We start from the raw sequence: 25,300 nt of genomic DNA, 5'->3' as shown, positions 1-25,300 counted from the left end.
CCATTGTCCCTGGTTCGCCGTGCGCGCGTGCGGCGCCTGCCGGGAGCTGTCAAGCACGCGCGGTGGTCGCCTCACCGCGCCTAGCGTCGGACCATGACTTCCGAGACTCCGAACGACCAGAACACCGCGAAAGACCAGTACACCTTCGAGGACCCGTCGAAGATGTTCGCCGACATCGACACCGAGGCCCAGTACCAGGAGGGTGCCGGCCTGGATTCGAAGATGGACGACCGCGCCGACCGCGGCGAGGACACCTATCGCGGCTCCGGCCGCCTCGCCGGACGCAAGGCGCTCGTCACCGGAGGCGACTCCGGTATCGGTGCCGCCGTCGCCATCGCCTACGCCCGCGAGGGCGCCGACGTCGCCATCGTCTACCTCCCCGAGGAGGAGTCGGACGCGAAGCAGATCGTCGCCCTGATCGAGGAGGCCGGCCGCACCGCCGTCGCCATCCCGGGCGACCTCACCGACCACGACTTCACCGTCGGCGCCGTCGCGAAGGCCGTCGAGGGCCTCGGCGGCCTCGACATCGTCGTCAACAACGCGGGCAAGCAGCAGTTCGTCGAAGACCTGCTCGAGCTCTCGGACGAGCAGTTCGACGAGACCTTCAAGACCAACGTCTACGCGATGTTCTGGCTGATCAAGGCCGCCCTGCCGCACCTCGCGCCGGGCTCCGCGATCATCAGCACCTCGTCGATCCAGGCCTACACGCCGTCGCCGACGCTGGTCGACTACGCCTCGACCAAGGCGACGATCAACACGTTCTCGAAGGCGCTCTCGCAGCAGCTCGCCCCCAAGGGCATCCGCGTGAACGTCGTCGCGCCCGGTCCGATCTGGACCCCGCTGCAGACTGCGGGCGGACAGCCGCCGGAGTCGCTGCCCGAGGTCGGCTCGCAGACGCCGCTCGGCCGCTGGGGACAGCCGTCCGAGCTCGCCTCGGCCTACGTGTTCCTCGCGTCGCCCGAGTCGAGCTACGTGATCGGCGAGACGCTGCACGTCAACGGCGGGATGCCCACGCCGTAACACTCGGCGCCTCACAGAACCCCGGTGGTGTGCGGGAGGCCCGGAGATCCGGCGTCCCCGCACACTGCCGGGGTTCTCGCATTTAGTTGTCGTAACAATGGGTCCGGAGATTCCGATCTGCGAAAGGCTTTCCCCATGACTGATTCCCTGCCGATCCTCGACCTGTCCCGCCTCGACCAGGGGGAGGAGGAGGCCGCCGCCTTCCGCCGCGACCTCCGCGAGACCACCCACGACGTGGGCTTCTTCTACCTCGTCGGCCACGGAGTGCCGCAGGACCTGCTCGACGACGTCGTAGCCGTGTCCCGCCGCTTCTTCGACCTGCCGGAGGCGGACAAGCTCGCGATCGAGAACACGCTGAGCCCGCAGTTCCGCGGCTACACGCGCTTCGGCGCCGAGCTGACCAACGGCGACGTCGACTACCGCGAGCAGGTCGACATCGGCATCGACCGCGACGTCATCGCGCAGGGGCCGGAGGTGCCCGACTACCAGCGCCTCGAGGGCCCGAACCTCTGGCCCGAGGCGCTGCCGGAGTTCCGCACGCTGTTCGAGCGCTGGCACGAGGAGCTGGCCGCGGTGGCGATCCGCCTGCTGCGCACCTGGGCCGTCGCGCTCGACGCCCCGGCCGACGTGTTCGACGAGGCGTTCGCCGAGAAGCCGTTCTCGCTGGTGAAGGTCGTCCGCTACCCGGGCACCTCCGACCCCGAGCCCAAGCAGGGCGTCGGCGCGCACCGCGACGGCGGCGTGCTCACGCTGCTGCTGGTCGAGGAGGGCAAGGGCGGCCTGCAGGTCGAGCACGACGGCGACTGGATCGAGGCTCCCGCGATGCCCGGCGCCTTCGTCGTCAACATCGGCGAGATGCTCGAGCTCGCGACCGGCGGCTACCTCAAGGCGACGCTGCACCGCGTGATCTCGCCGCTGATCGGCACCGACCGCATCTCGATCCCGTTCTTCTTCAACCCCTCGCTCGACTCGACGATGCCGTCCCTCCCGCTGCCGGAGGAGCTCAAGTCGGGGCTGTCGGTCGACCCGACCAACAGCCCGATCCTCGAGACCTACGGCGAGAACGCGCTGCGGTACCGCCTCCGCGCGCACCCGAACGTGGCCGAGGTGCACCACGCCGACCTGCTGGCGCCGACGAGCTGACGCGGGAGGCGTCAGGGGGCCTCGGCGAATTGCTGACCGAGCGCTGACACTGCGCTGACGGGGCGCTGACAGGGGTCTCGAGAGAGTGGATGCACCGGCGATCGCCGGACCGGCATCCCGGATCTCGACGCGAAGGACCCCACGATGACTCCCCGCACCCGCACCTCCCTCTCCCTGCTCGCCCTGCCCGCCGCGGCGGTCCTCGCCCTCACCGGCTGCAGCGCCGGAGCGGCGCAGGCCGCCTCGGACGACACGGTGACGGCCGCCCCCACGGAGGCCGAGGTGACGGCGCTCTTCGACGAGTGGAACGCCTCCCTCGCCACCGGCGACCCCGAGCAGGTCGACGAGCACTACGCCGAGGACGCCGTCCTCCTGCCGACCGTCGCACCCGGCATCCACGACACTCCCGAGGAGCGGCTCGGCTACTTCGAGTCGTTCCTCGAGAACGAGCCCTCCGGAGTGATCACCGAGAGCGTCGTCCGCGACCTCGGTGAGGGCTACGCCTCGCACTCGGGGCTCTACACGTTCACGATGGGCGCCTCCGGCGATGTCGTGCCGGCCCGCTTCACCTTCGTCTACGCCGACATCGACGGCGAGTGGAGGATCGTCGAGCACCACTCCTCGAAGGAGCCGGTCGCGGAGTGACCGCGACGCCCTCCTCCTGACACCGATGGGACAGTGATCCGTGCGCATCCTGCTCGTGGAGGACGACCCCTCGATCGCGGACTCGCTGACCGAGGGGCTCGAGCGCTACGGCTACGACGTGACGGGCGTGACCACCGGCCAGGAGGCGCTCGACGCCGAGGCGCCGGACGTCGTCCTCCTCGATCTCGGGCTGCCCGACATCGACGGCCTGGACGTCTGCCGGCGTCTCCGCGCCGACTCCGACGTGCCGATCATCGTCATCACGGCCAGGGGCGACGAGATCGACACGGTCGCGGGCCTCGAGGTCGGCGCCGACGACTACGTGGCGAAGCCCTTCGGCGTGCGGGAGATCATCGCGCGGATCCGCGCGGTGACCAGGAGGCGGGGCGCGATCGATGCCGGTCGGAGCGACGCCGCCGCGCCCGCGTTCGTGCTCGGGCGGCTCGGCATCGACGTCGCGGCCCGCCGGGTGCACTCCGACGGCGAGGAGCTCGCGCTGGCGCCCAAGGAGTTCGACCTGCTGGTCGCACTCGCCCGCGGGGCCGGCACGGTCCTCACCCGTGAGGCGCTCATCGACGAGGTCTGGGACAGCCACTGGTTCGGCTCGACCCGCACGCTCGACGTCCACATCTCCGTCCTGCGGCAGAAGCTCGGGTCGGTCGCCGCGATCACCACGATCCGCGGCGTCGGATTCCGCCTGGAGCGCCCCTGATGCGACGCCGACTCGTCGCGTCGTACCTCTTGATCGTGGCGCTCGCGCTCATCGCGTTCACCGTGCCGGTCGCTTTCAACCTCGATCAGCAGCTGCGCGGCGGCCAGCGGGACGTCGCCCTCCGCGAGGCGCGCACGATCGCGGTGCTCCTCGCGCCGGCCACCGACGCCGACCAGGCGACCTCGAGCGGCGCGCGTCTGGCGGTGGAGCGCCTCCGCGCGGAGGTCGAGCGCCAGACCGCCGGCCGGGTCGAGCTGATCGCTGCCGACCGCAGCCCGGTGCTCGGCCGCGAGGTGGCGGGTGCCGACGACGCCGACTTCGCCGCGGCCCTGGCGGGCGAGGAGCGTGCGCGGGTCGTACCGGAGTCGGTCCTCGGCGAGCGGGGCCTGCAGGTGACGGTACCCGCGGCTTCGGAGGAGGGAACCGCCGTCGGTGCGGTGCGGCTGACCCTCCCGACCGCGCCCGTCGACGCTCAGCTGCGCGGGGTGTGGCTGTTCCGGCTCGGAGCCGGAGCGGTCGTGCTGCTGCTCTCGGGTCTCGCCGGCGCCCTGGTGGCGACCTCGCTCCTCCGGCCGCTGCGGTTGCTCGACGGGATGGCGGGGCGGATGTCGCGCGGCGACTTCCGGGCGAGGCTGGACCCCGCCGAGGTGGGCCCGCCCGAGACGCGGAGGCTCGCCGAGACGCTCAACGACGGTGCTCATCGGATCGACGGGCTGCTCTCGGCGCAGCAGTCGTTCGCGGCCGACGCCTCCCATCAGCTGCGGACGCCCCTCACCGCTCTGCGCCTGAGTCTCGACAACCTCCGCGACCGCCTCGGGGATCCGGCCGACCGGCTGGCCGTCGATCGTGCCCTCGGCGAGGCGGGCCGGCTGAGCCGCCTCGTCTCGGACCTGCTGGTCCTCGCGCAGACCCGGGCGTCGTCGCGCCCCCGCGAGCCGGTCGACGTCGCGGCCGTGCTCGAGGCGCGCTGGTCGTTCTGGCAGGCGTCGGCCGAGGAGGCCGGTGCGCGGCTCGACCTCGTCCCCACGTCGGATCTGCAGGCTCTCGTGACTCCCGGGCACCTCGAGCAGGCCGTGGACAACCTGGTCGACAACGCGCTGCGGGAGAGCGCTGGCGGCGGGCGGGTCGTGCTGCGGGCGCGAGCGGAGGAGCACCGGGTGATCGTCGAGATCGTCGACGACGGGCCGGGCATGACCACCGCGGAGCGGGAGCGCGCGTTCGACCGCTTCTGGAGCACGGCGCCGGGCGGCTCCGGCCTGGGGCTCGCCATCGCTCGCCAGCTGGTCGAGCACGACAACGGCGCCATCGAGCTGGTCGACACCTCGGGCGGCGGGCTCACGGCGCGGCTGGTGCTGCGGCATGCGTCCGCCGCCCCGACCGAGAGGGCCCCCGCCCGACCGCGGTGAGCGGCGGGAGGGGGCCCTTCAGTGCTCAGCGCGTCAGCAGGTCGCCGCCGCGTAGGGGACGCTCGTCGAGTACGGCGGCTGGTTCGCCGCCGAACCGGTCACCGTCACCGAGCCGACCGGCATCGCCTTCAGGCGCGTGGTGAACGCGGCCGAGGCCGAGGAGCCGGGAGCGACCGAGGCGAACGACTTCGTACCGTGGTCGGAGGCGATCGTCACGGTCGCCGCCGCGGTGTCGTTGTTCTTGACGGTCACCGAGAGCACGACCTTGCCGGCCACGCAGCGCGTCGAGACCACCGGAGCGAGCTCGAGCGTGTCGAGCGACACCGCGGCCGAGGCCGACGTGTTCACCCGCTCGTCCGTGTAGCCGTTGTAGGTCGCAGTGACACTGCCGACCTCGGCCGGGACCGTGGCGCTCGCCGAGCCGCCCGCGAGCGGGACGGTGCTCGACCAGGCGCCCCCGGTGAAGGTGACGGTGCCGGCGACCTCGCCCTCGTCGGCCGCGGCGACCGTCGCGGTCACGGTGCGGCCCTGGGCGGTGAGGGTGGTCGTGGAGTCGACAGCGGCGATCCCCGTCCAGGTCTTCATCGCGGTGAGGACGCTCTGCGGGACGCTCACGAACGCTCCGTGGCGCGGGCTGGCCGGGAGGCCGCCCTTGGTCGAGACGGTCCAGTCCGCCGACTTCGAGAGGCGCGCGCTCTGCGTGCTCCCCGCGATCGCCGCGCCGCTGGTGACGAACGCCTTGTAGCCGCCGCTGCCGTAGTTGTCGACGAGGAACGCGTAGCCGTCGCCGTTCGCGGTGGTGTCGTTGGGGTCGCCCGCGTTCAGCTTGATGATCTCGGGGCCCTCACCCTCCTGACCGGTCTCGAGCCGCGTCATGTTCGTGTCGGTGAGCTGCCACGTCGTGTTCGGGTCGGCGGTCCAGTTCGACGACGTCGTCGGCGCGGTCAGCACCTTCGACTTCTCGAGGAAGATGTCCTTGCCCGCCTCGAGGGTGCCGGCCGCGCCGCCCTCCTCGTTCTTGGTGAAGCGGTAGTAGTAGTCGCCGATCCTGGTGATCGTCGAGTCGATCCGCGCGTAGCCGGTGTCCTGCCAGGTGGCGGGCGGGTACGTGAAGGTGCGGAAGTCGCGGGTGATCACCGAGAAGACGCGGGAGTAGAGCTTGTCGCTGTTCGTCTTCGTCGCGTCGGAGTAGAGGCGCGAGGAGAAGAAGACGACGTACGACTGCAGCGCGTCGTCCCAGTACGCCTCCGGGGCCCAGGTCATGCCGGCGGACGGCTGGTTGACCGTGATGCCGGTGTCGACGCCGTTGGTGCGCGTCCACTTCACCAGGTCGACCGACTCCCAGACCTCGATCTTGAGGCTGCCCTTCGACTGCGCGTCGCCCCAGGAGGTGCCGCACGAGATGCAGAGGTCGGTGGCGACCATGTAGTACTTGTCGCCGTTGTGGGAGCGGAGGATGAACGGGTCGCGCAGACCCCTCGTGTCGGTGGTCGAGGTGATCACGGCCTGACCGTTGTTGACCGGCGAGAAGGTGAAGAAGTCGTTGCCCGACGTCGCCGCCTGGTAGATCTTCTCGTCGCCGTCCGACTTGAAGTACGCCGAGGCGTAGCCCGCGTCGGGTGCCGTGCGACCGAGCTCGGCGACCGTGAGCGTGAAGGTGCGCGACTCCGAGACTCCGTTGAGCGTGGCGTTCGCGGTCAGGGTGACCGTCTTGTCGCCCGAGCCGTAGGCGGGACGGGTGACGACTCCTCCGCCGCGGTACGGGTCGGCGGCGCCGACGGCCGGGGCGACGTAGCCGGTGCTCGTCGGAGTGACGAGCGCCGGGTCGGAGGAGGTCCAGGTGATGGCGGTGCCGTTCTTGGCGCCGGTGACCACGAGGGGCAGGTTCTCGGTGGTGCGGCTCGCGAGGGCGAGGGCGTCGAGGTCGTCGTTGATGCTCGGAGCGAGCACGATCACGTCGAAGGTCAGCGTGGTGCCGAGGCTCGTGGTGGCGGTGAGCGTGACCGGGGTGTCCTGCGCGATGCTGCGCGAGACGACTCCGGTGCTCGACACGACCGCGGGGTTCGACGACGACCAGGTGAGCGTGACTCCGCTGCTGGTGGCCGGCAGGGTGAGGTTCGACGAGACCGTGGTGAGCGACGGGTTGTCCGCGAGCAGCACCGGCAGGACGTCTGAGCGCAGCAGCGCCGAGGTCGACGCCGACTTGGCGGCCGCGGTCGGCATGCTCGAGGCGACCTGGTCGGCGGTGAGCGCGGTGTCCCAGAACTTGACGTCGGTGACGTCGGCGGTGAGCAGTGCGTCGCCGGTGTAGAGCGAGCGGCCGAGGTAGCCGAGGGTCGACCCGGTCGGGATGATGCTCGCCATCGACTTGCTCGCCGTGACGGTCGAGATCTGCGTGCCGTCGCGGTAGAGCGTGAGCGTCGTGCTCGATCCGGTGCCCGAGCCCACGAGCGTGAGCGTCGTGAAGCCGGGGTTGAGGCCGCCGCCCGCGGGCAGGCGGGTCTCGCCGTTGCCGGTGTCCTTCACCCGGATGCCCGAGAGCACCTGGTTGCTGTAGCCGCCCTCGGAGCTGCGCGGGTTCACGAAGACGTGGTTGCCGAGCTGCGTGGTGTTCCAGTTGCCGACTCCGTCGCCGATGACCCAGCCGAACTGGTTGGCCGAGGTCTGCGTCTTGACCGTGTACTCGACGGCGAAGGCGTTGTCGGTGCCGGTGACGAGCCCCTTGGGGAGGGCTGCGTAGCCGTTGTTCTTGAACCGGGCCACCTGGTCGCCGCCCGCGTCGGCGAACGAGGCGTCGGTGAGACCGGTGAGGGTGGCGTTGCGCCCGTTGCCCGAGATGTCGAGCAGGGCGGAGCCGGCGTGCGACATGTCGTAGTGCGCGGTGGGCGCGGGGACGTCGACCGCCTGGGCGCTCACGGGGACGAGGGCGCCTCCGAGGGCGACGCTCGTGCAGGCGAGGGCTGCGAGGAACAGGGAACGTGCGCGGCGCCTGGGCGCGGCGGCAGCGGGCTCCGGGGAGCGTCGTCTCATCGTCGAGACCTTTCGGATCGGGGAGGTGCAGGGCCGTCGGGGAACGTGGAGGCGGCTGGTGTTCACGTTAACATGCGCGCGGTGGCGGGGGCTAGCGACAGAACGGCCTTTCGTCGGCGACGACGAAGCGGGTCACAGCCACAGGACGACGTGCCGACCCGCCACTCGCTCGACCGCGACGGGGGTGTCGTAGAGCGCCTCGAGGTGCGACGCCGTCACCACCTCCGCCACCGACCCGTGGTGCACCACCCGCCCGTCCCGGAGGGCGATGACGCGGTCGGCGAACTGCGCTGCGACGTTGATGTCGTGCAGCACCACGACGATCGTCATCCTCCGCTCGTCGGCGAGGCGGCGCAGCAGCTTCATCAGCACGACGCCGTGGCGCGGGTCGAGGTTGTTGAGGGGCTCGTCGAGGAGGAGGTGGTCGGTGTCCTGCGCGAGCGCCATCGCGACGAACGCGCGCTGGCGCTGGCCGCCCGAGAGCTCGTCGAGGAACCGGTCGCGCACCGTCGAGAGGTCCAGCGCAGCGATCGCCGCATCGACGAGGGCGCGGTCCTCCGGGGAGGTGCCCCGGCCTCCGTGCGGGAATCGACCGTAGGCGACCAGCTCCTCCACGCTCAGTCGGATCGCGAGGTGATTGTCCTGGCGGAGGATCGCCAGGCGCGTCGCGATCTCGCGCGAGCGGGTGGTCGCGACGTCGAGGTCGTCGACGGTGACGGTGCCCTCGTCGGCCTTCACCAGCCGGCCGATCGCGGAGAGCAGCGTCGACTTGCCCGAGCCGTTGGGCCCGATGATCGCGGTGACGCCGACTCCGATCTCGAGGGTCACGCCGTCGACGGCCACCAGGGGGCCGTGCCGCTTGATGACGGAGGTGGTGCGGATCATGTCAGCGGGCCCTTCCGGTGAGGACGAGGAGGAGGAAGAGGATGCCGCCGACGAACTCGATGACGACGGGGAGCTCGGTGCCGAATCCGAGCACGCGGTCGAGGACGAGCTGCCCGCCGACCAGGGCGACCACTCCGACCAGCACCGCGGCCGGGATGCTGCGCAGATGGCGATGGCCGACCACTCCGTAGGCGACGTTCGCGACGATCAGCCCGAAGAAGGCGACCGGGCCGACGAGCGCCGTCGAGGCCGCGACCATCACCGCGATCGCGAGGACCACGTGCATCACCGTGCGGCGGTGCTCGACCCCCAGCGACACCGCGGTCGCCTCGCCGAGCGCGAGCACGTCGAGCGCGCGGCGGATCGGCCACAGTGCGGCGATCGCCGCGACGACCAGGACGCCCGTCGGGAGCAGGAGCTCCCGGTCGACCGAGGTGAAGCTCGCGAAGGTGAGGTTCTGCACGATCGCGAAGGTGTCGGGGTCGAGGAGCCTCTGCAGGAACCCCGTGATCGAGCGGAGCAGCACCCCCAGGACGAGGCCGGCCAGGACGATCACGTGCAGATCGAGCCTGCGCCGCACGAAGAGCCAGGAGTAGAGCGCGACGACGACTCCCGTCATCAGCACGAGCTCGGCGAGCCACGTCACGAGGGGAGGTGCGGCGACCAGCAGCATCGGCCCGACGGCGAAGGCGACCACCACCTGCATCATCAGGAAGACGGCGTCGAAGCCCATGATCCCCGGCGTCAGGATGCGGTTCGCGGTGATCGTCTGGAAGAGCACGGTCGCGACTCCGATGGCGGAGGCGGCGATAGCCATCCCGAGCACGGTGCGACCGCGGAGCCCGAGAGCGTACTCCCAGCGCCCGGGGAGGTCGGTGAGGAGGTAGAGGCCGACGACCGCCACGGCCGCCGTGGCGAGGAGGAGGAGGCGGAGCGACGGGGAGCGCAGGGTCACGAGGCCGCCCGTCGACGTGCCGGCCCGATCAGCAGGCGGAGGAACACGACTCCGCCGATGATCCCCATCACCAGCGAGATCGGCAGCTCGAAGGGGAACCGGACGGTGCGGCCGATGATGTCGCAGGCCAGGACCAGGGCTGCTCCGAGCAGGGCGACGAGGGGCACGGAGCGGCGCATGCTGTCGCCGACCATGCGGCTCACCAGGTTGGGCACGATGAGTCCGAGGAAGGGCAGCGCCCCGGTCACGACGATCATGACCCCCGTGACGACGGCGATGATGACGACTCCGGTCAGCATGACGGCCCGGGTGTCGAGCCCGAGGCCGCGGGCGGTGTCCTCGCCCAGGGCGACCACGGTGAAGCGGTCGGCGGCGATCCAGGCGACGGCCGCCGCGGCCGCCGCGACGTAGAGCATCTCGTAGCGCCCGCGGAGGATGCCCGAGAAGTCGCCGACACCCCAGTTGAGCAGCTCCTGCTGCGCGTCGGTGCGGTACGCGATGAACGTGGTGGCGGCTCCGATCACCCCCGCGTAGAGGATGCCGACCACGGGCACGAGCACGCTCGAGCGCGAGGGGATGCGTCGCGCCAGGGCGAGGAAGCCGAGCACCCCGGCGAGAGCGCCGACCGACGCGAGGGCCGCCTTCGCCCCCATCGGCAGATCGGGGGCGAGGAGGAGGATCGCGAGCAGTGCCAGGGTGGCCGCGTCGGTCGCGCCGGTGGTCCCGGGCTCGACGAGACGGTTGCGGGTCAGCAGCTGCATGATCAGCCCGATGACGGCGAAGGCCGATCCGGCGAGCAGCAGGGCCAGGGTGCGCGGCAGCCTGCTCTCGACGAGGACGAAGGCGTCGAGCTCGGCGACGCCGAGGAACAGCGAGATCGTCGCGAGGGCGGCCACGAGGGCCACCCCCGCGACGATCAGCGAGCGGGGAGTCACGGGGAGTCGGTCGCCGCTCAGCTCTGCATCGCGTCGTGCACCGACTCGAGGACGTTCTGCACCGAGGTGAGCCCGTTGATCACGATGTAGAGCTCGCTGGCGGGCAGCAGCACGATGCGGTCGTCCTGCGCGGCGGGGGTCTCGGCGACCAGGGCGTTGTCGAGGGTCTGCTCGGCGGTGCTCGCCTCGCCCGTGGCGGCGCCGCGGTCGAAGGCGAAGATCCACTCGGGTGCCGCGGTGAGGATGAACTCGTTGGTCACCGTGTCGCCGTGCGGCGATCCCTCGGTGCCGGGCAGCTCGGCCGCAGGGACCGCGGGGGTGAAGCCGAGGCCGTCGAAGAAGTAGCCGAAGCGCGAGCCCTCGCCGAAGGCGCTGTACTCGCCGCCCGAGACCGAGAGAACCAGGGCGGTGCCCGAGGCGCTGCCGCTGATGGTCGAGGCGAGCTCCTCCGTCTCGGCGACCGCCTCGGCGACCTCGTCCTCGCGCTCGAAGATCTCACCGAGCTGGGTGGCGCGCTCGAGCGCGGCGGCCGGATCGAAGGTGCCGGCGTAGCTGCCGGTCAGGTCGATGGTGGTGGCGATCTCGGACAGCTCGTCGTACTGGCCGGTGCTGCGCGCGGCGGTGACGATCAGGTCGGGGTCGAGCTCGGCGACGGCCTCGAAGTCGGGCTCGAACAGCGTGCCGACCTTCGGCAGATCGGCGTACTCCGACAGGTAGTCGGGCAGCGTCGCATCGGGGATCGCGACGACGGCCTCGCCCGCGCCGATCGTGTGCAGCGTGTCGAGGGTCGCGATGTCGAAGGTCACCACGGCGGAGGGGGACAGCGGCACCTCGACGGAGTCGCGGGCGACGGTGCGGTCCTCCTGGTACGACTGCTCGCCGTCCTCGTCGACGAGCGTCAGGGTCGGCTTCGCGTTCTCGACGACGACCGTGGCGTCCGCGCTCGGTTCGGCGTCGGAGGCGGACGAGGAGCAGCCGGCGAGGAGGAGAGCGACCGCGGCGAGTCCGGCGGGCATGGCTGTGCGACTTCTCAGAATGCGATTCATGAGGGGAGCCTAACCTAACTCGGAGGAAGGGTCACCTCACCTGGCGCGTCACACCCCGAGGATCTGCAGCACCGTCGAGACGATCCCGCAGGCGACGCCGATCCCGGTCAGGAGCAGGCCGACGAGCTTCAGGACGCGGAACGCCTCGCTCCGGCGGTGGAGCCGGATCCGCGCCGGCTCGTCCTCGCGGTAGTAGACGGAGCGGCGGTCGGAGTCGCCGCGCGGAGCCAGCGGGTCGTCGTCGCGGAGCGCGCGCGAGCCGACCTCGCCGTCGTCGCTGATCCAGTGCAGCGCGCGCGGCGGTCCGTCCTCGAGATAGGCGGTCGTGCTGATCCACCGCCCGTCGGCGACCAGGGCGATCAGGCTCGCGCCGAGCACGAGGAGGCCGAGGGGGATGCCGACGAGGGAGAGGACCTCGAGGATCGTCGCCAGCATTCAGAGCTCCCGTCGCAGGATTCGAGGGTAGCGGGAGGTCGCGATCTTCACCCCCGAACGTGCGCGGGGCGGCCGCCGGGGTCACTCACCTGGCAGTGTGGCCGCGTGACCAGTCGAGTGGCCGATGACGGGATGGCCGAGTTCGGATACCGGCAGTCGCTGACCCGCGGCATCGGGCGCTTCGGCAGCTTCGCCGCCGGGGTCAGCTACCTCTCGATCCTGACCGGCACGTTCCAGCTCTTCGGCTTCGGGTTCGGCTTCGGCGGCCCCGCGTACTGGTGGTCGTGGCCGATGGTGTTCGTCGGGCAGTTCGCAGTGGCGCTCTGCTTCGCCGAGCTCGCGGCGCGCTATCCGGTGGCCGGCTCGGTCTACAACTGGAGCAAGCGCGTGGCGGGCCCGACCGTCAGCTGGCTCGCGGGGTGGATGATGGCCACCGCCTCCGTCGTCACGCTCGCCGCGGTGGTACTCGCCTACCAGGTGACGCTGCCGCAGATCTGGAGCGGCTTCCAGCTGGTCGGCGACGGCACGGGCGCGAGCGCCGGCGTCAGCGCGGTGATCTGGGGCGCGATCCTCGTGACCTTCACGACCGTGGTGAACGCCTTCGGGGTCAAGCTGATGGCGCGGATCAACAGCACCGGAGTGCTGATCGAGCTGATCGCGGCCGTGCTGCTCGTGATCCTCCTGGCCGTGAACATCGTGAATCCGCCGACCGTGCTGATCGAGGTGCCCGGCGGCACGTCCGGAGGCTACGCGGGCGCGTTCCTCATCGCCGCGATCGCCTCCGCCTACGTGATGTACGGATTCGACACCGCCGGCTCGCTCAGCGAGGAGACCGTCGATCCGCGTCGCACCGCCCCGACCGCGATCCTGCGCGCGGTCGTCGCCTCGTTCGTGATCGGCGGGCTGATCCTGCTGTTCGGGATCCTGGCCGCGCCCGACCTCTCCGACCCGGCGCTGGCGACGGGCGGGCTGCAGCTGATCGTGCTGCAGGTGCTGGGCGGCCCGCTCGGCCGCGTGCTGCTGGTCTGCGTCGTCGTCGCGATCACCGTCTGCGCGCTGGCCGTGCACACCGCGGGCATCCGGATGGTCTTCGCCATGGCCCGCGACAATGCGCTGCCCGGGAGCGCCCGACTCGCCCGCATCGACTCGCGCCACGGCACTCCGGTGCTGCCCGCCGTCGTGGTCGGGGTGCTCGCCGTGCTGATCCTCGCGGTGAACATCGGCACCCCCGAGATCTTCACGGCGGTGACGAGCGTGGCCGTGATCATGATCTACGTCGCCTACCTGCTGGTCACGGTGCCGCTGCTGCTCCAGCGGCTGCGAGGGCAGTGGGCGCCTTCCTCCGGCGGGTACTTCTCGCTCGGCCGGTTCGGGCTGCCGGTGAACCTCGTCGCGGTGCTGTGGGGCGCGGCGATGACGGTGAACCTCGCCTGGCCGCGCGCCGAGGTCTACGGCGACGGGCCCCTGCGGTACATCGCGTTCGCGGTGATCGGAGTCGTGGTGGCCGTGGGGCTCGGCTGGTACCGGCTGCGCGGGCGCCACCGCGTGGGGACGCTGCCGGAGCACGCCCGGGCGGAGTGAGGCGGCGCGACCACGTGCAGAACCGAGGTCGAGGATCGCCGTCAGCCCGTTAGCGTGGTCGAGGCGCGCTCTCGACCTCGGTTGCGCACGCCTCGACCGCCGAGAGGGAGGCCACCGTGCGAGCCCTCTCGACCTCGGCGCTCCTCGTGCACGCGACGCTGATCCAGGCCGTCGCGTTCCTGCTGCGGCCCGCTGCGGTCTACCAGGCGATCCAGCTCGATGTGCCGGCGTTCGCGCTCGGAGCGCTCGGCGCCTCCTTCGCGGTAGTGCCGCTGCTGATCGCCCTGCCCGTCGGCGGGCTCGTCGACCGGGTCGGCGCGCGAATCGTGATGGCGGGCGGCTCGGCGGTGACGGTCGCCTCCGCGGTGGTGCTGCTGCTCGCGGGCGGCACGATCGCCGGCCTGCTCATCGGCATCGCCCTGCTCGGCGCAGGGCACCTGGGCTGCGTCGTCGGCCAGCAGGCGGTGGTCGCGGGAGGCGCGGCGGGAACGCGCCTCGACAGCCGGTTCGGCTACTACACGTTCGCCGCGTCGCTCGGGCAGGCGATCGGTCCGGCGTTCATCCCGCTGTTCGCGGGCGGCGCGGTGCGGCCCGATCCGGCACCGCTGTTCGTCGTCGGCGGGGTGCTGGCGGTGATGCTGCTCGTGGTGACGGTCGCTATCCGGTCTGCGCCGCGGCGAGTCGCCGAGACACCGTCCGAGGGCTCGACGCTGAGCCTGCTGCGGATGCCCGGCCTCGCGCGGGCGCTCACGACGAGCGCGATCGTGGTGGCCGCCGTCGACCTGACCATCGTCTACCTCCCGGCCCTCGGCGCTGAGCGCGGCCTGCCCGCGGGCGTCGTCGGGGCGCTGCTGACCGTGCGGGCGCTCGCGTCGATGGCGTCGCGCCTCCTGCTCGGAGTGGTGACGGCGCGCCTCGGCCGCACCCGCGTGATGGTCGCCGGGATCGTCGTCTCGGCGGTCTGCCTGGTGCTGGTCGCGCTGCCGGCGCCGACGGCCCTGCTGTTCGTGGCCGTGGCGCTGATGGGCCTCGGACTCGGCATCGGCCAGCCGATCACGATGTCGTGGCTGATCGAGCGGACGCCCGCCGACCGCCACGGGCGCGCGCTGTCGCTGCGGCTCGCGGGCAACCGGGTCGGTCTGATCGCGCTGCCGTCGCTGCTCGGAGTCATCGCCGCGGCAGCGGGCGCGGGCGGGGTGCTGATCGGGACCGGCGTGGTGGTCGGGTCGACGCTGGTGCTGCTGCGCGGGGTGCGGCTGGACTGAGGGGGTGCGTCTCGGGAGCCGGGCTCAGACCCAGGGCCACCAGGGGGCGAGCGGCTCGCTCGTCAGCGCTCCGGCCGTGATCGTCGCCAGCGCGATCACCGCGGCGACCGTGAGGCCGACGGCCGGTCGGCCCGATCCGATCAGGAGCGCTCCGAACGAGGCCAGCGCCCCGAGGCCGACCATCGAGAACCAGCAGAAGAAGGCCCAGGCGGGCTCCGCGAGGCAGTCGATCGGCTCGTCGTAGACCTCGACGAACACGCCCCGGTAGGTGGCGGCGCAGAGGCCGACCGCGGCGAGCGAGGCGAGCACGCAGAGAGCGGCGAGCATCGCGGTCACCGCCAGCCCCACCCCGCCGACCGACGCGAGGGCGATCGACAGCGCGACCTTCCTCCTCGACGCCGTCGGATCCCAGGTCACGGAGTCGGCCCGCCGTCGTCCGGCCGCTCGTCGACCGCCCACAGTCGCCGGGCCGGGACGGCTCCGACCCGCAGCGCGCCGACTGCGGCTGCCGCGGCCCGCGGTCGGCGTCCTGTCCGCATGCGACACCCCCGCGGCGAATCGTAGGCGGCGCCGCCCGCGCCCGCCTACTCCGCCCGGACCTCCGCGGCCGACTTGTCGGCGCGCCAGCCGCGCCAGACGCTGTGGCGCAGGGTTCCGGAGGCGGTGCGCTCGCGGTACCGCACCTCGCCGACCAGCACGGGCGCGACCCAGCGCACGTCGCGCGACTCCTCCGGCGGCACCGAGACCGCCGGCTCGTCGGTCGCGTGCTCGGCGAGGCGATCGACGAGGCCGCGGCGCTCGCGGTCGCTGAAGCCGGTGCCGACGCGGCCCGAGTACTCCAGGTGGCCGTCAGCGTCGGGGATCGCCGTCAGCAGCGACCCCACCGAGCCCTGCAGTCCGCCCTCGCCGAGGCGCCAGCCGACGATCACCACCTCCTGCACGCGGTGGTGGGTCAGCTTGATCCAGTCCCGGGAGCGGCTGCCCGCCTGGTACTTGGAGGAGCGGCGCTTGGCGACGACGCCCTCCAGACCCAGCGCGAGACTCGTGGCCATCGCCTCGTCGAGGTCGCCCTCGAAGACCGAGGGGACGTGCACCCGCTCGTTCTCGACCACGACGTCGACGAGGGCGGCGCGGCGCTCGTCGTAGGCGACTCCGGTGACCGCCGAGCCCGCGAGCTCGAGCACGTCGAACACCATCAGGTGCACCGGAGTCGCGCGCACCGCGGCCTCGATCTCGCGCGGCTTCGTCAGCCCGCCGCGCGTCTGCAGCAGCCCGAAGTCGGGTCGGCCTCGCGCGTCGAGCGCGACGATCTCGCCGTCGAGCACGGCGTCGCCGCAGGCCTCGGCGATCGGCGCGAGGAGGTCGGGGAACGCCGGCGTCAGGTCGTTGCCGTTACGGCTGGTCAGGGTGACGACTCCGCCGCTCACTCGGACCAGGGCGCGGTAGCCGTCCCACTTCATCTCGATCGCGGCGTCGGGGGCGATCTCCCCGGCGCGGCCGGCGGTCGCGAGCATGGGCCGGAGGTCCACGAGCTGTCGAGGAGCGGCGCGCGGAGTGGCGGTACCTCGACCCTGCGGCGCGTGCTTGCCAGGGCCTCCCGTCATCAGGTGCAGCAGCCAGTTCTTCTCGTCGCCCGTTCCGCCCTTCGCGCCCGTGTGCAGCAGCGCGTACCGGCGCGGCTCACCGCCGAGCCCGCCGTCGGGCCGACCGGTCAGAACGGCGATCACCTCCTCGCCCTCGCGCCACTTCTCGAGCGCGTAGGTCCCCTCGTCCCAGATGCGGACCTCGCCGCCTCCGTACTCCTTCGCCGGGATGGTGCCCTCGAACGTCGCGTACTCGAGCGGGTGATCCTCCGTCTGCACCGCGAGCCGGTTGGGGTCGCCGACGAGCGGCGGGCCCTTCGGCACGGCCCAGCTCACCAGCACGCCGTCGTGCTCGAGGCGGAAGTCGTAGTGCAGGCGCCGTGCGTGGTGCTCCTGGATCACGAAGGTGTCTCCGGACGACGAGATCCCGGCGCCGGGATCGGGCACCGGCTCGGGGGTCTTCGACGCGTCGCGCATGCTGCGGTAGGCGGCGAGGCGATCGGCGGAGGCGTCGGTCGCCGCGAACCCCGCCAACCGCTCGGGAGTGGGCTCGAGCCCCGCCCCGCGGGAGGCCAGCACCGGGCGCAGCAGATCGCCGCCGGAGCGCAGCCGGTCGACCACCTCGTCGGGGGCGAGGTGCCGCAGATCGGACGCGCCGATCTCGTCCCACGTGCGCGGGGCCGCCACCCTCGGCAGCAGCCGCCCGCGGAGCGAGTACGGCGCGATCGTCGTCTTCGCTGCGCTGTTCTGGCTCCAGTCGACGAGCACCTTGCCGTCGCGCAGCGTCTTCTTCATGTCGGACACCACGAGATCGCGGTGGTCGGCCTCGAGCACCTTCGCGAGCTCGTGCGCGACCGACGAGATCTGGTCGCTCGTCGCCGACGCCTCCAGCGGGCAGTAGAGGTGGATGCCCTTGCTGCCGCTCGTCACGGGGTACGGCTCGAGCCCCATCCCCTCGAGCAGGTCGCGCGCGAGGAAGGCGACCTCGGCGCACTCGGCGAGCCCGGCCCCCTCGCCCGGGTCGAGGTCGAGCACCAGCCGGTCGGGCGGGCGGCGCTCGCCGTCGGAGCCGACCCGCCACTGCGGCACGTGCAGCTCGAGGGCGGCCTGCTGGGCGAGCCAGGTCAGGCCGGCCACGTCGTCGACGAGGGGGTACTCGACGTCGCGCGACGAGTGGCTGAGGCGCGCCCGGCTGATCCAGTAGGGCGCGGAGGAGGGCAGGTTCTTCTCGAAGAAGACCTCGCCCGGGTGCTCGGCCGTGCCGACGCCGTCGACCCAGCGCTTGCGGGTCACCGGCCGCCGGGCCAGGTGCAGCAGCATCGCGGAGGCGACCGAGGCGTAGTACGCGAGGACGTCGGCCTTGGTGAACCCCGCCTCGGGATAGACGACCTTGTCGAGGTTGGTCAGGCGGAGGCGCCGCCCACCCACCGAGACGAGCTGCTGCGACGAGGGGGCCATGGCTCCATGGTGGTGCCGCGGCGCCGTCAGTGGGAGGGAGTTGCGCCGAGGTGGCGAGATCGGCCGGCAGGGAGGGCCTGTGGAGGACTCGCGGCGCGCTCCCGGCTCCGATCGATAGCCTGGCGATCCCGCCTTCTAAGGAGATCCTGTGACGATCACCGACATCCCTCTCACCACGATCGACGGCACGCCGTCCACGCTCGCCGACTACGCGCCGGTGAAGCTCATCGTCAACGTCGCCTCCCGCTGCGGACTCGCGCCGCAGTACGAGAAGCTCGAAGCCCTGCAGAAGACGTACGGCGACCGCGGCTTCACGGTCCTCGGCTTCCCGAGCAACCAGTTCCTGCAGGAGTTGAGCGACGAGGACCGCATCAAGGAGTACTGCTCGACGACGTGGGGCGTGACGTTCCCGATGTTCGAGAAGGTCAAGGTCAACGGACGCTCGGCCCACCCGCTCTACGCGGAGCTGACGAAGACCGAGGACGACAGCGGCAAGGCCGGCCGCGTGAAGTGGAACTTCGAGAAGTTCCTCGTCACCGCCGACGGCACCGTGCACCGCTTCCGCCCGACCGTCGAGCCCGACGACCCGAAGATCGTCGGACTCATCGAGCAGTCGCTGCCCGCCTAGGGCCTGTCGAACACGATCCCGCGTGCTCCGCTCAGCCTGATCGCACGATCTGCGGCGTCGCGGATCTCGGCCCATGCCCGCATGGGCCTTCGATCCGCTCCTTGCAGATCGCACGATCAGGCCGTGCTCGCGACGGCGGTCTCGTGTTCAACAGGCCCTAGCGAGCACGCAGGCCGGCCGCGGCGCGCGCCTCGGCCGGCTCGACGCCCTCGGGGCAGACGATGTCGGTCACCTCGAAGGGCGTCGCACGCGTGAAAGGGATCATCTCGATGCCGTCGACGTGCCGCAGCAGCACGGAGGCGCCGGTGCCGTCGCGCAGGCTCCTGCGCACCTGGCGGAGGAAGATGCCGGCCATCTCGAGCTCGACGGTGAAGGTGCGGCCGCTCACGTCGATCCGGCAGCCGATGACCTGCTGACTCGAGGTCGACGCGGAGTCGGGCGCTCGGCGCGCCTCGGTCGGCTCCTTGGTGGTGCTCGCGTCCTGCTGGCTCGTGAAGGTGGGCAGGCCGGTTGCTCGCGCGGTCTCGGTCATCATCGTCTCCGTCCGTCGGCGCGTCCGGCGGGACACCGTCGGGACGCTGAGGACGACGCTACGACCTGACCCTGAGACGGGGGGTGGGCTTGACGAGCGCGAGGCTGAGAGGCAGGGCCGTCGGGCTCAGGAACCCGGGCGGGCGGCACCTCCGGCTCGTCGAATCCGGTTCGGCTCGCTGATTCGGGCGGTTCCAGCGAGCCGAACGTGATTCCGAGAGCCGAACACGTTCCTGAGAGCCGAACCCGGTCCCACGAGCCGAAGGTCTGCCAGCCGGACGGGATACCCTCCAGGAGTCCGTGCCGTCCGACGAAAGCGAAGTGCCGTGAAGACGAGGGTCATCCTCTACCTCATCGGAGGCGTGCTGCTGCTCGGTGCCGGCATCTCCTCCGCCGCCGACGGCGTGACCGTCCCCGACATCATCACCATCGTCTGCGGCGTGCTGATCCTGGCGCTCGCCGGCTGGCAGTACTTCCGCTCGCAGAACGAGCCGCCGAAGCCCTAGCTCGACGGCACCTGGCGCACCAGCAGCAGCCGGTACGGAGCCGCCCGCTCCACCCGCCAGCCCTCGGAGGCCACGGCGCGCAGCTCCGGCGCCGTGTAGCTGCGCCGCACCGACAGCGACCCGTCGTAGTGCAGGAACGAGCCCGCCGCGATCGGCCGGGTCGCCATCGCGTAGGCCGTGTAGGCCAGCCGCGAGCGCTCGATGTCGTTGTGCAGGGCGCGCGGGGCGAGCCGCTCGCTGTCCGCGAGGAGCGACTGGAGCGCCTCCGGATCGAGGTGGTGCAGCAGGTGGTTCGACACGACGATGTCGAAGCTCGCGCCCTCGGCGACGAGCTCGGAGCTGCTCGCCCGACGGAACTCGACCCCGGCCGGTGCGGGAGTCGACGTGGCGTAGGCGTAGGCGCGCTCGTCCGGATCCGCTGCGGTGATCGACAGGCGCAGGCCGTCCTCGCGGGCCCAGCCGGCGAGCGAGCGGGCGATGTCGCCCCCGCCCGAGCCGATGTCGAGCAGTCGCACGGGATCGCCGGCGCTGAGGAGGGGCCGCACCCGCGCCCGGTACAGCCCGCGCCACCCCGAGACGAGCCGGTTCACCCTCGGGAACCGCGCGTAGGTCGCGTCGAGCAGCGCCCGATCGCAGTCGGGGTCGTCCATCAGCTCGCGCGCCTCGGTCTCGCGCTGCCGGAGGTCCGGGCGGAGGGGCGCGCGGACGCTCACGCTCCGCCCCGCTTGGTGAGCAGTGCCATCTCGACGGTGAGGCCCGGCCCGAACGCCATCGCGCCGATCCGCTCGCCGTCGCGCGCCTCGCCGTGCAGGAGGCGGCGCAGGATGAACAGCACCGTCGCGCTCGACATGTTGCCGTTCGTCCGCAGCACCTCGCGCGAGGGGGCGAGCTGCTCGTCGTCGAGCTCGAGCGCGCTCTGCACGCGGTCGAGGATGCTGCGGCCGCCGGGGTGCACGGCCCAGCGGGCGATGTCGCCGACACCCAGGCCGACCTCGCCGAGCGGTGCGGCGAGCGCCTCCGTGATGTTCTTGCCGATGATCGCCGGCACGTAGGTGCTCAGCCTCATGGCGAAGCCGTGGTCGCCGATCGTCCACGCCATCTCGTCCTCTCCCTCGGGGGTGAGGGTGGAGGCGAGGGAGTCGATCTCGAGCACCGCCGTGCCGGGGGCGGGCTCGCGCGCCGTGACGACGGCGGCGGCGCCTCCGTCGGCGAAGACGGAGGACGCGACGATCTGCTCGGGGTCGTTCGAGGCGGTGAGGTGGATGCTGCACAGCTCGACCGCGACGACGAGCACGACCGCCTCCGGGTCGGCCTCGCAGAACGCCTGGGCGGCGCGGAGGCCGGGGAAGGCGCCGTAGCAGCCCATGAAGCCGAGGTGGAAGCGCTGCGTCGACGGCGCGAGGCCGAGCCGGCGCACGAGCTGGTAGTCGGGTCCGGGTGCGTAGAAGCCGGTGCACGAGACGGTCACGACGTGCGTGACGTCGGTCGGCCCGAACTCGGCGGACTCGAGGGCGCGGCGGGCCGCCTCCGTGAAGAGCTCGGGAGCACGGGCGGTGTAGAGGGCGTTGCGGGCCGCCGTGCCGGGGTCGAGCAGCAGCCCCGACTCGCGGTCGTAGAAGACGCTCTCGCCCTCGTGCTCGCTACGGTCGAGCTCGTCGACCACCGTGTTGCGCGTGTCGATGCCGGAGGCGTTGAACGCCGCTCCGATCAGCCGCGACGCCAGGCGGGTGACGCCGGGCTGCTCGGCGAAGAGATCGCGGATGCCGGACTGCTGCAGCACGGTCGGAGGGACGGCCGTCTCGATGCTCCGGATGTGCACGCTCACGCGCCGGAACCTACCGCACCTCGGTGGGAGATCAGGGAGCTCAGAGGATCGGCTTCCCGCCGGTGACGGCGATCGTCGAGCCGCTCATGTAGCTCGCGTCGTCCGAGGCGAGCAGCACGTAGGCGTGCGCGACCTCCGCGGGCTGGCCGGGGCGGCCGAGCGGGACCTGCTCGCCGAACTCGGCGACGGCCTCCTGCGGCATCGTGGAGGGGATCAGCGGCGTCCAGATCGGGCCGGGCGCCACGCTGTTCGCGCGGATGCCCTTCGAGCCGAGCGCCTGGGCGAGCGACGCGGTCATGCTGAGCATCGCGGCCTTCGTGGCGGCGTAGGGGAGCAGCTGGTACGACGGCTGGTCCGACTGCACGGAGCTGGTCGCGATGATCGAGGCGCCCGTCTTCAGGTGCGGCAGCGCCGCCTTGACCAGGTGGAAGTAGGCGCTGAGGTTGGTGGCCAGCGTGCGGTCCCACTCCTCGTCGGGGATGTCGGTGACCTCCTCGCGGCTCATCTGGAACGCCGCGTTGCTGACGAGCACCTCGAGGTGGCCGAGCGTCTCGACCGTCGTGGCGACGACCTCGCGGCAGTGCGCGGCGTCGCGCAGGTCGCCGGGGAGCAGGAGCGCCTGACGTCCGGCCTCGCGCACCCACTTCGCGGTGTCCTCGGCGTCCTCGTGCTCGTCGAGGTACGAGATCGCGACGTCGGCGCCCTCGCGGGCGAAGGCGATGGCGACGGCCTTGCCGATGCCGCTGTCGGCGCCGGTGACCAGGGCGACCTTGCCGCTGAGACGGTTCGCGCCGCGGTAGCTCGTCTCGCCGTGATCGGCCTGCGGAGTCAGCTCGGCCTCGGTGCCGGGCGGGGTCTGCTCGGGGGATTCCGGAGTCATGTCACGTCCTCTCGTCGGAGTCTCCATGCAAGCGGGTCGCGCCGCTCGCCCGCAGGGGCTTGACGGCTCCGTCAACCCCGAGACTGCGGAGGCGCCGAGGCCCTTCAATGGGTCCAGCGCCGCTACTCCGCGGCCATCCGAGGAGGTCCCCATGAGCATGCCCACCGACCGCGACGGCTCCGACCCGAACCGGACCGAGCAGCTTCCCGACGGAGTCGGTTCCACGACGAGCCGGCCCGCGACCGGTGCGACCGCCGCGGGATCCGCGACCAGTCGGCCGGCGACCGGCTCGACCCCTGCCGGCTCCGCCCCCGAGCACCGCGCGCCGCTCGATCAGGACTCGGCCGAGGCGAAGCAGGCCCGCGCCGCCGCGCGCAAGGACATCCAGCAGCGCGAGCGCGAGAGGTTCGGCGGCCTCAAGATCGGCTGCGCCTTCTTCGGCTGGCTCGCGGCGACCGGTCTCGCGGTCATCCTCACCGCCCTCGTCACAGCGATCGGAGCGGCCGTCGTCGGCACGCAGGACGTCACGGCCGATCTCGCCGCCGACCCCGCCGCCTTCGGCTGGGTCGGTGCGATCGCGCTGCTGGTGATCCTCCTCGTCGCCTACTACTCCGGCGGCTACGTCGCCGGTCGCATGGCCCGCTTCAACGGAGCGAAGCAGGGCGTCGCGGTGTGGGCCTGGGCCGTCATCGTCGCGATCCTCGTGGGCATCGCCTCGGCGGTCACCGGAGGCGGCAACGAGGTCCTCTCCGCCGTCAGCGGCTTCCCGACCATCCCGCTCGACGCCGGTGACGCCACCGTCGCGGCGATCCTCACCGCGCTCGCCGCGGTCGTCGTCTCGCTCATCGGTGCCGTGCTCGGCGGCCTCGCCGGCATGCGCTTCCACCGCCGCGTCGACCGCGAGGGTCTGGCGGGTCTCGCCGTCTGACGCCTCCGGCGAGTCTCCGTCCGGGGCCCGGAGCGGAGACTCGCCTACGCTCTCCCGGGTGACGACTGCGCGTGCTGACCAGGTCTCGCTCGAGCTGCGGGAGTGGCGGCCGGGCTCGCTCGAGGACCTCCGCGACGAGTACCTCGGCTTCCTCGCGGCGCGTGGGGCGTCGGCGCTCGAGCGCGACGGCGGACCCGAGCACCTCACCGCGAGCTGCTTCGTGCTCTCGCCGGGGCTCGACCGGGTGCTGCTCTGCTTCCACCGCAAGGGCCGCTTCTGGGTCCAGCTCGGCGGGCACGTCGAGCCCGGCGACGCCTCCCTGGCCGACGCCGCCCTGCGCGAGGCGCGCGAGGAGAGCGGAGTCGCCGATCTCCGACTCCTCGGGCACCTGCCCGTCGACATCGACCGGCACGGACTGGGCTCGGGATTCGGCCGCTGCAGCACGCACTGGGACGTGGGGTACGCGGCGGTGGCCGATCCCGACGCGCCGGTCGCGGTGAGCGACGAGAGCGACGACGTGGCGTGGTGGCCGGTCGACGCGCTGCCCGACGAGGTGCCTCCGGGGTTCGCCGCTCGTCTCGGCGGCGCTCTCGCCGGAGCACGCGCACGCGCGTAGTGCACGATGGGGCGATGAGCGCCACAGACCGCCCCGTCGTCGTCCTCGCCGGAGCGAGCGGATTCCTCGGCACCGACCTCGCCCGGCGCTTCGCCGACAGCGGCTGGGAGGTGCGGCGCATCGGCCGCTCCGGCCCCGACGCGCGCTGGGGCGACACGGCGGGCATCACGCGGACCCTCGACGGGGCCCGGCTGCTCGTGAACCTCGCCGGGAAGAGCGTCGACTGCCGCTACACCGCGGCGAACCGCGCCGAGATCCTCCGCTCGCGCGTCGAGACGACCCGGGAGCTGCACCGGGCGATCGAGGCCGCGGCCACGCCTCCCCGGACGTGGATGAACGCGAGCACGGCCACGATCTACCGCCACGAGGAGGAGCGCGCCCACACCGAGGGCGACGGCGTGCTCGGCGAGGGCTTCTCGGTCGACGTCGCCCGGGCGTGGGAGGCGGCGTTCTTCGCGGGCGGGACGCAGGGCGTGCGCCGCGTCGCGCTGCGGATGACGATCGTGCTGGGCGACGGGCCGGCGACGGCGATCCTGCTGCGGCTGGCGCGCCTCGGGCTCGGCGGCCCCCAGTTCGACGGGCACTGGCCGGGCACGCGCGCGCGACGCGAGGCCGGGGTGCATCACGAGTACCGGCCGACGCACGGGCGTCAGCGCTTCAGCTGGATCCACGTCGAGGACGTCTTCCGCTCGATCCTGTTCCTGGAGGAGTCGGCGCTCGAGGGCCCCGTGAACCTCGCCTCGCCGAACCCCAGCGACAACACCGAGCTGTCGCGGCTGCTGCGCGCGACGGTCGGCCGCCGCCTCGGCCTGCCGGCTCCCCGCTTCGTCCTCGAGCCGGCGACTCTGCTGCTCCGCACCGAGCCCGAGCTCCTGCTCAAGAGCCGCTGGGTCGTCCCCGGCCGCCTCGAGGACGCCGGCTTCGCCTTCGCCCACCCCCACCTCGCCGAGGCCCTGCGCGACATCGTCGCGACCCGCGGCTGACCCGGCCCCCCTCCTGGCTGATCGAGTAGCCCGCGGAGCGGGCGTATCGAGATCCACGTCCGTCAGGAGATGAGCGCAGACGCCTCATCCGCTGTAGCTGGTGGGTCTCGATACGCCCCTGCGGGGCTGCGGGCTCGACCAGCATGGAGGGAGCCGGCGGAGGCATACTTCTCCCTCAATGCCGAGACGCGAAGCGGCTTCGCTGCTCGCCGCGCCTCTCCGGGATAGCGGGTTCGACCAGCGGGCGTGCGGGATCCCGTGCTCCTCGCCGGTCCGATTCGTCACAGATGCACCGTGCTACTCG

At 72.1% G+C, this 25,300-nt stretch carries 24 protein-coding genes; 12 read left to right on the top strand and 12 right to left on the bottom strand.

Translation table 11 applies throughout. The annotated features are described in order from the left end of the window. The first annotated feature begins 93 nt into the window (after nt 1–93). The 5 genes from GRS92_RS18405 (at nt 94) to GRS92_RS18385 (ending at nt 4,926) form a co-directional block, all read left to right on the top strand. Nucleotides 94–1,020: an SDR family oxidoreductase gene (locus GRS92_RS18405; RefSeq protein WP_159859708.1), complete on the top strand. Its 927-nt coding sequence runs from the start codon at nt 94–96 to the stop codon at nt 1,018–1,020. Nucleotides 1,021–1,155: 135 nt separating this feature from the next. Continuing rightward, nucleotides 1,156–2,163: an isopenicillin N synthase family dioxygenase gene (locus tag GRS92_RS18400; protein WP_159859705.1), complete on the top strand. Its 1,008-nt coding sequence runs from the start codon at nt 1,156–1,158 to the stop codon at nt 2,161–2,163. Nucleotides 2,164–2,307: 144 nt separating this feature from the next. Next, a complete protein-coding gene (locus GRS92_RS18395) occupies nt 2,308–2,808 on the top strand; it encodes an SgcJ/EcaC family oxidoreductase (RefSeq protein ID WP_159859702.1) in 501 nt (166 codons plus the stop codon). 40 nt (nt 2,809–2,848) lie between these two features. Further along, nucleotides 2,849–3,520, top strand: a complete 672-nt coding sequence (locus tag GRS92_RS18390; protein ID WP_159859683.1) for a response regulator transcription factor — start codon at nt 2,849–2,851, stop codon at nt 3,518–3,520. Continuing rightward, nucleotides 3,520–4,926 carry a sensor histidine kinase gene (locus tag GRS92_RS18385; protein ID WP_159859680.1) on the top strand — a complete coding sequence of 469 codons (1,407 nt, stop codon included), beginning with the start codon at nt 3,520–3,522 and terminating at the stop codon, nt 4,924–4,926. Before GRS92_RS18390 ends, GRS92_RS18385 begins: the two co-directional genes overlap by 1 nt. Before the next feature lie 33 nt (nt 4,927–4,959). Here GRS92_RS18385 and GRS92_RS18380 read toward each other — a convergent pair whose 3' ends face one another. The 6 genes from GRS92_RS18380 to GRS92_RS18355 all read right to left on the bottom strand — a co-directional run bounded on the left by GRS92_RS18380 (nt 4,960) and on the right by GRS92_RS18355 (nt 12,212). Then, the gene (locus GRS92_RS18380; protein ID WP_159859677.1) at nt 4,960–7,956 is read right to left on the bottom strand and encodes an immunoglobulin-like domain-containing protein; all 2,997 of its coding nucleotides are present in this window, start codon (nt 7,954–7,956) and stop codon (nt 4,960–4,962) included. 132 nt (nt 7,957–8,088) lie between these two features. After that, nucleotides 8,089–8,841: an iron ABC transporter ATP-binding protein gene (locus tag GRS92_RS18375; protein ID WP_159859674.1), complete on the bottom strand. Its 753-nt coding sequence runs from the start codon at nt 8,839–8,841 to the stop codon at nt 8,089–8,091. Nucleotide 8,842: 1 nt separating this feature from the next. After that, nucleotides 8,843–9,796 (bottom strand): iron chelate uptake ABC transporter family permease subunit, encoded by a 954-nt coding sequence (locus GRS92_RS18370; RefSeq protein ID WP_159859671.1) that lies wholly within the window; start codon nt 9,794–9,796, stop codon nt 8,843–8,845. Then, complete coding sequence (locus GRS92_RS18365; RefSeq protein WP_235022121.1) at nt 9,793–10,731, bottom strand: iron chelate uptake ABC transporter family permease subunit; 939 nt, start codon at nt 10,729–10,731, stop codon at nt 9,793–9,795. Before GRS92_RS18365 ends, GRS92_RS18370 begins: the two co-directional genes overlap by 4 nt. Before the next feature lie 17 nt (nt 10,732–10,748). Continuing rightward, entirely contained in the window at nt 10,749–11,747 is a 999-nt protein-coding gene (locus tag GRS92_RS18360; protein ID WP_159859668.1) for a siderophore ABC transporter substrate-binding protein, read from the bottom strand. Nucleotides 11,748–11,825: 78 nt separating this feature from the next. Next, a complete protein-coding gene (locus tag GRS92_RS18355) occupies nt 11,826–12,212 on the bottom strand; it encodes a hypothetical protein (protein ID WP_159859665.1) in 387 nt (128 codons plus the stop codon). Between the two features lie 105 nt (nt 12,213–12,317). Between GRS92_RS18355 and GRS92_RS18350 the strand changes: the two genes are divergently transcribed. Continuing rightward, nucleotides 12,318–13,793 (top strand): APC family permease, encoded by a 1,476-nt coding sequence (locus GRS92_RS18350; RefSeq protein ID WP_327437458.1) that lies wholly within the window; start codon nt 12,318–12,320, stop codon nt 13,791–13,793. A gap of 116 nt (nt 13,794–13,909) precedes the next feature. Further along, nucleotides 13,910–15,058, top strand: coding sequence for an MFS transporter (locus GRS92_RS18345; protein WP_159859662.1), 1,149 nt, complete (start codon nt 13,910–13,912; stop codon nt 15,056–15,058). A gap of 24 nt (nt 15,059–15,082) precedes the next feature. Here the strand turns inward: GRS92_RS18345 and GRS92_RS18340 are convergent, their stop codons facing one another. Both GRS92_RS18340 and GRS92_RS18335 read right to left on the bottom strand, forming a co-directional pair. After that, nucleotides 15,083–15,475 carry a hypothetical protein gene (locus GRS92_RS18340; protein WP_159859659.1) on the bottom strand — a complete coding sequence of 131 codons (393 nt, stop codon included), beginning with the start codon at nt 15,473–15,475 and terminating at the stop codon, nt 15,083–15,085. Between the two features lie 167 nt (nt 15,476–15,642). Further along, complete coding sequence (locus GRS92_RS18335; RefSeq protein ID WP_159859656.1) at nt 15,643–18,099, bottom strand: ATP-dependent DNA ligase; 2,457 nt, start codon at nt 18,097–18,099, stop codon at nt 15,643–15,645. 148 nt (nt 18,100–18,247) lie between these two features. On the opposite strand from GRS92_RS18335, the gene GRS92_RS18330 reads away from it, so the two are divergent. Further along, nucleotides 18,248–18,727, top strand: coding sequence for a glutathione peroxidase (locus GRS92_RS18330; protein ID WP_159859653.1), 480 nt, complete (start codon nt 18,248–18,250; stop codon nt 18,725–18,727). Nucleotides 18,728–18,884: 157 nt separating this feature from the next. Here the strand turns inward: GRS92_RS18330 and GRS92_RS18325 are convergent, their stop codons facing one another. Continuing rightward, entirely contained in the window at nt 18,885–19,262 is a 378-nt protein-coding gene (locus GRS92_RS18325; protein WP_159859650.1) for a hypothetical protein, read from the bottom strand. Nucleotides 19,263–19,584: 322 nt separating this feature from the next. Between GRS92_RS18325 and GRS92_RS18320 the strand changes: the two genes are divergently transcribed. Beyond that, on the top strand, nt 19,585–19,764 hold the full coding sequence (locus GRS92_RS18320) for a hypothetical protein (RefSeq protein WP_159859647.1): 180 nt from the start codon (nt 19,585–19,587) through the stop codon (nt 19,762–19,764). Here the strand turns inward: GRS92_RS18320 and GRS92_RS18315 are convergent. Genes GRS92_RS18315 through GRS92_RS18305 form a run of 3 tightly spaced genes read right to left on the bottom strand, consistent with a single transcriptional unit; the run spans nt 19,761 to nt 22,469 of the window. Then, on the bottom strand, nt 19,761–20,477 hold the full coding sequence (locus tag GRS92_RS18315) for a class I SAM-dependent methyltransferase (RefSeq protein WP_235022120.1): 717 nt from the start codon (nt 20,475–20,477) through the stop codon (nt 19,761–19,763). The two genes, GRS92_RS18320 and GRS92_RS18315, sit on opposite strands and share 4 nt — an antisense overlap. Beyond that, nucleotides 20,474–21,589: a type III polyketide synthase gene (locus tag GRS92_RS18310; protein ID WP_159859644.1), complete on the bottom strand. Its 1,116-nt coding sequence runs from the start codon at nt 21,587–21,589 to the stop codon at nt 20,474–20,476. Before GRS92_RS18310 ends, GRS92_RS18315 begins: the two co-directional genes overlap by 4 nt. Before the next feature lie 40 nt (nt 21,590–21,629). Beyond that, nucleotides 21,630–22,469 (bottom strand): SDR family oxidoreductase, encoded by an 840-nt coding sequence (locus GRS92_RS18305; RefSeq protein ID WP_159859641.1) that lies wholly within the window; start codon nt 22,467–22,469, stop codon nt 21,630–21,632. A gap of 151 nt (nt 22,470–22,620) precedes the next feature. Between GRS92_RS18305 and GRS92_RS18300 the strand changes: the two genes are divergently transcribed. The 3 genes from GRS92_RS18300 to GRS92_RS18290 are packed head-to-tail and all read left to right on the top strand — an operon-like array spanning nt 22,621 to nt 24,996. Further along, nucleotides 22,621–23,397, top strand: coding sequence for a hypothetical protein (locus GRS92_RS18300; RefSeq protein WP_235022119.1), 777 nt, complete (start codon nt 22,621–22,623; stop codon nt 23,395–23,397). A 58-nt stretch (nt 23,398–23,455) separates the two neighbouring features. Continuing rightward, nucleotides 23,456–24,013, top strand: a complete 558-nt coding sequence (locus tag GRS92_RS18295; RefSeq protein WP_235022118.1) for an NUDIX hydrolase — start codon at nt 23,456–23,458, stop codon at nt 24,011–24,013. Between the two features lie 14 nt (nt 24,014–24,027). Continuing rightward, a complete protein-coding gene (locus tag GRS92_RS18290; protein WP_159859638.1) occupies nt 24,028–24,996 on the top strand; it encodes an epimerase in 969 nt (322 codons plus the stop codon). Nucleotides 24,997–25,300: the final 304 nt, after the last annotated feature.

The organism is Rathayibacter sp. VKM Ac-2754 (genome assembly GCF_009807095.1).
In the GTDB taxonomy this organism is placed as follows: domain Bacteria; phylum Actinomycetota; class Actinomycetes; order Actinomycetales; family Microbacteriaceae; genus Rathayibacter.
This window is presented reverse-complemented; position numbering and strand designations above follow the sequence as displayed.

What these genes read in the sequence shown, in the direction of transcription:
- GRS92_RS18405 (WP_159859708.1), top strand. Translation starts at nt 94, where the DNA reads ATGACTTCCGAGACTCCGAACGACCAGAACACCGCGAAAGACCAGTAC.
- GRS92_RS18400 (WP_159859705.1), top strand. Translation starts at nt 1,156, where the DNA reads ATGACTGATTCCCTGCCGATCCTCGACCTGTCCCGCCTCGACCAGGGG.
- GRS92_RS18395 (WP_159859702.1), top strand. Translation starts at nt 2,308, where the DNA reads ATGACTCCCCGCACCCGCACCTCCCTCTCCCTGCTCGCCCTGCCCGCC.
- GRS92_RS18385 (WP_159859680.1), top strand. Translation starts at nt 3,520, where the DNA reads ATGCGACGCCGACTCGTCGCGTCGTACCTCTTGATCGTGGCGCTCGCG.
- GRS92_RS18380 (WP_159859677.1), bottom strand. Translation starts at nt 7,956, where the DNA reads ATGAGACGACGCTCCCCGGAGCCCGCTGCCGCCGCGCCCAGGCGCCGC.
- GRS92_RS18375 (WP_159859674.1), bottom strand. Translation starts at nt 8,841, where the DNA reads ATGATCCGCACCACCTCCGTCATCAAGCGGCACGGCCCCCTGGTGGCC.
- GRS92_RS18360 (WP_159859668.1), bottom strand. Translation starts at nt 11,747, where the DNA reads ATGCCCGCCGGACTCGCCGCGGTCGCTCTCCTCCTCGCCGGCTGCTCC.
- GRS92_RS18355 (WP_159859665.1), bottom strand. Translation starts at nt 12,212, where the DNA reads ATGCTGGCGACGATCCTCGAGGTCCTCTCCCTCGTCGGCATCCCCCTC.
- GRS92_RS18335 (WP_159859656.1), bottom strand. Translation starts at nt 18,099, where the DNA reads ATGGCCCCCTCGTCGCAGCAGCTCGTCTCGGTGGGTGGGCGGCGCCTC.
- GRS92_RS18325 (WP_159859650.1), bottom strand. Translation starts at nt 19,262, where the DNA reads ATGATGACCGAGACCGCGCGAGCAACCGGCCTGCCCACCTTCACGAGC.
- GRS92_RS18305 (WP_159859641.1), bottom strand. Translation starts at nt 22,469, where the DNA reads ATGACTCCGGAATCCCCCGAGCAGACCCCGCCCGGCACCGAGGCCGAG.
- GRS92_RS18300 (WP_235022119.1), top strand. Translation starts at nt 22,621, where the DNA reads ATGAGCATGCCCACCGACCGCGACGGCTCCGACCCGAACCGGACCGAG.
- GRS92_RS18290 (WP_159859638.1), top strand. Translation starts at nt 24,028, where the DNA reads ATGAGCGCCACAGACCGCCCCGTCGTCGTCCTCGCCGGAGCGAGCGGA.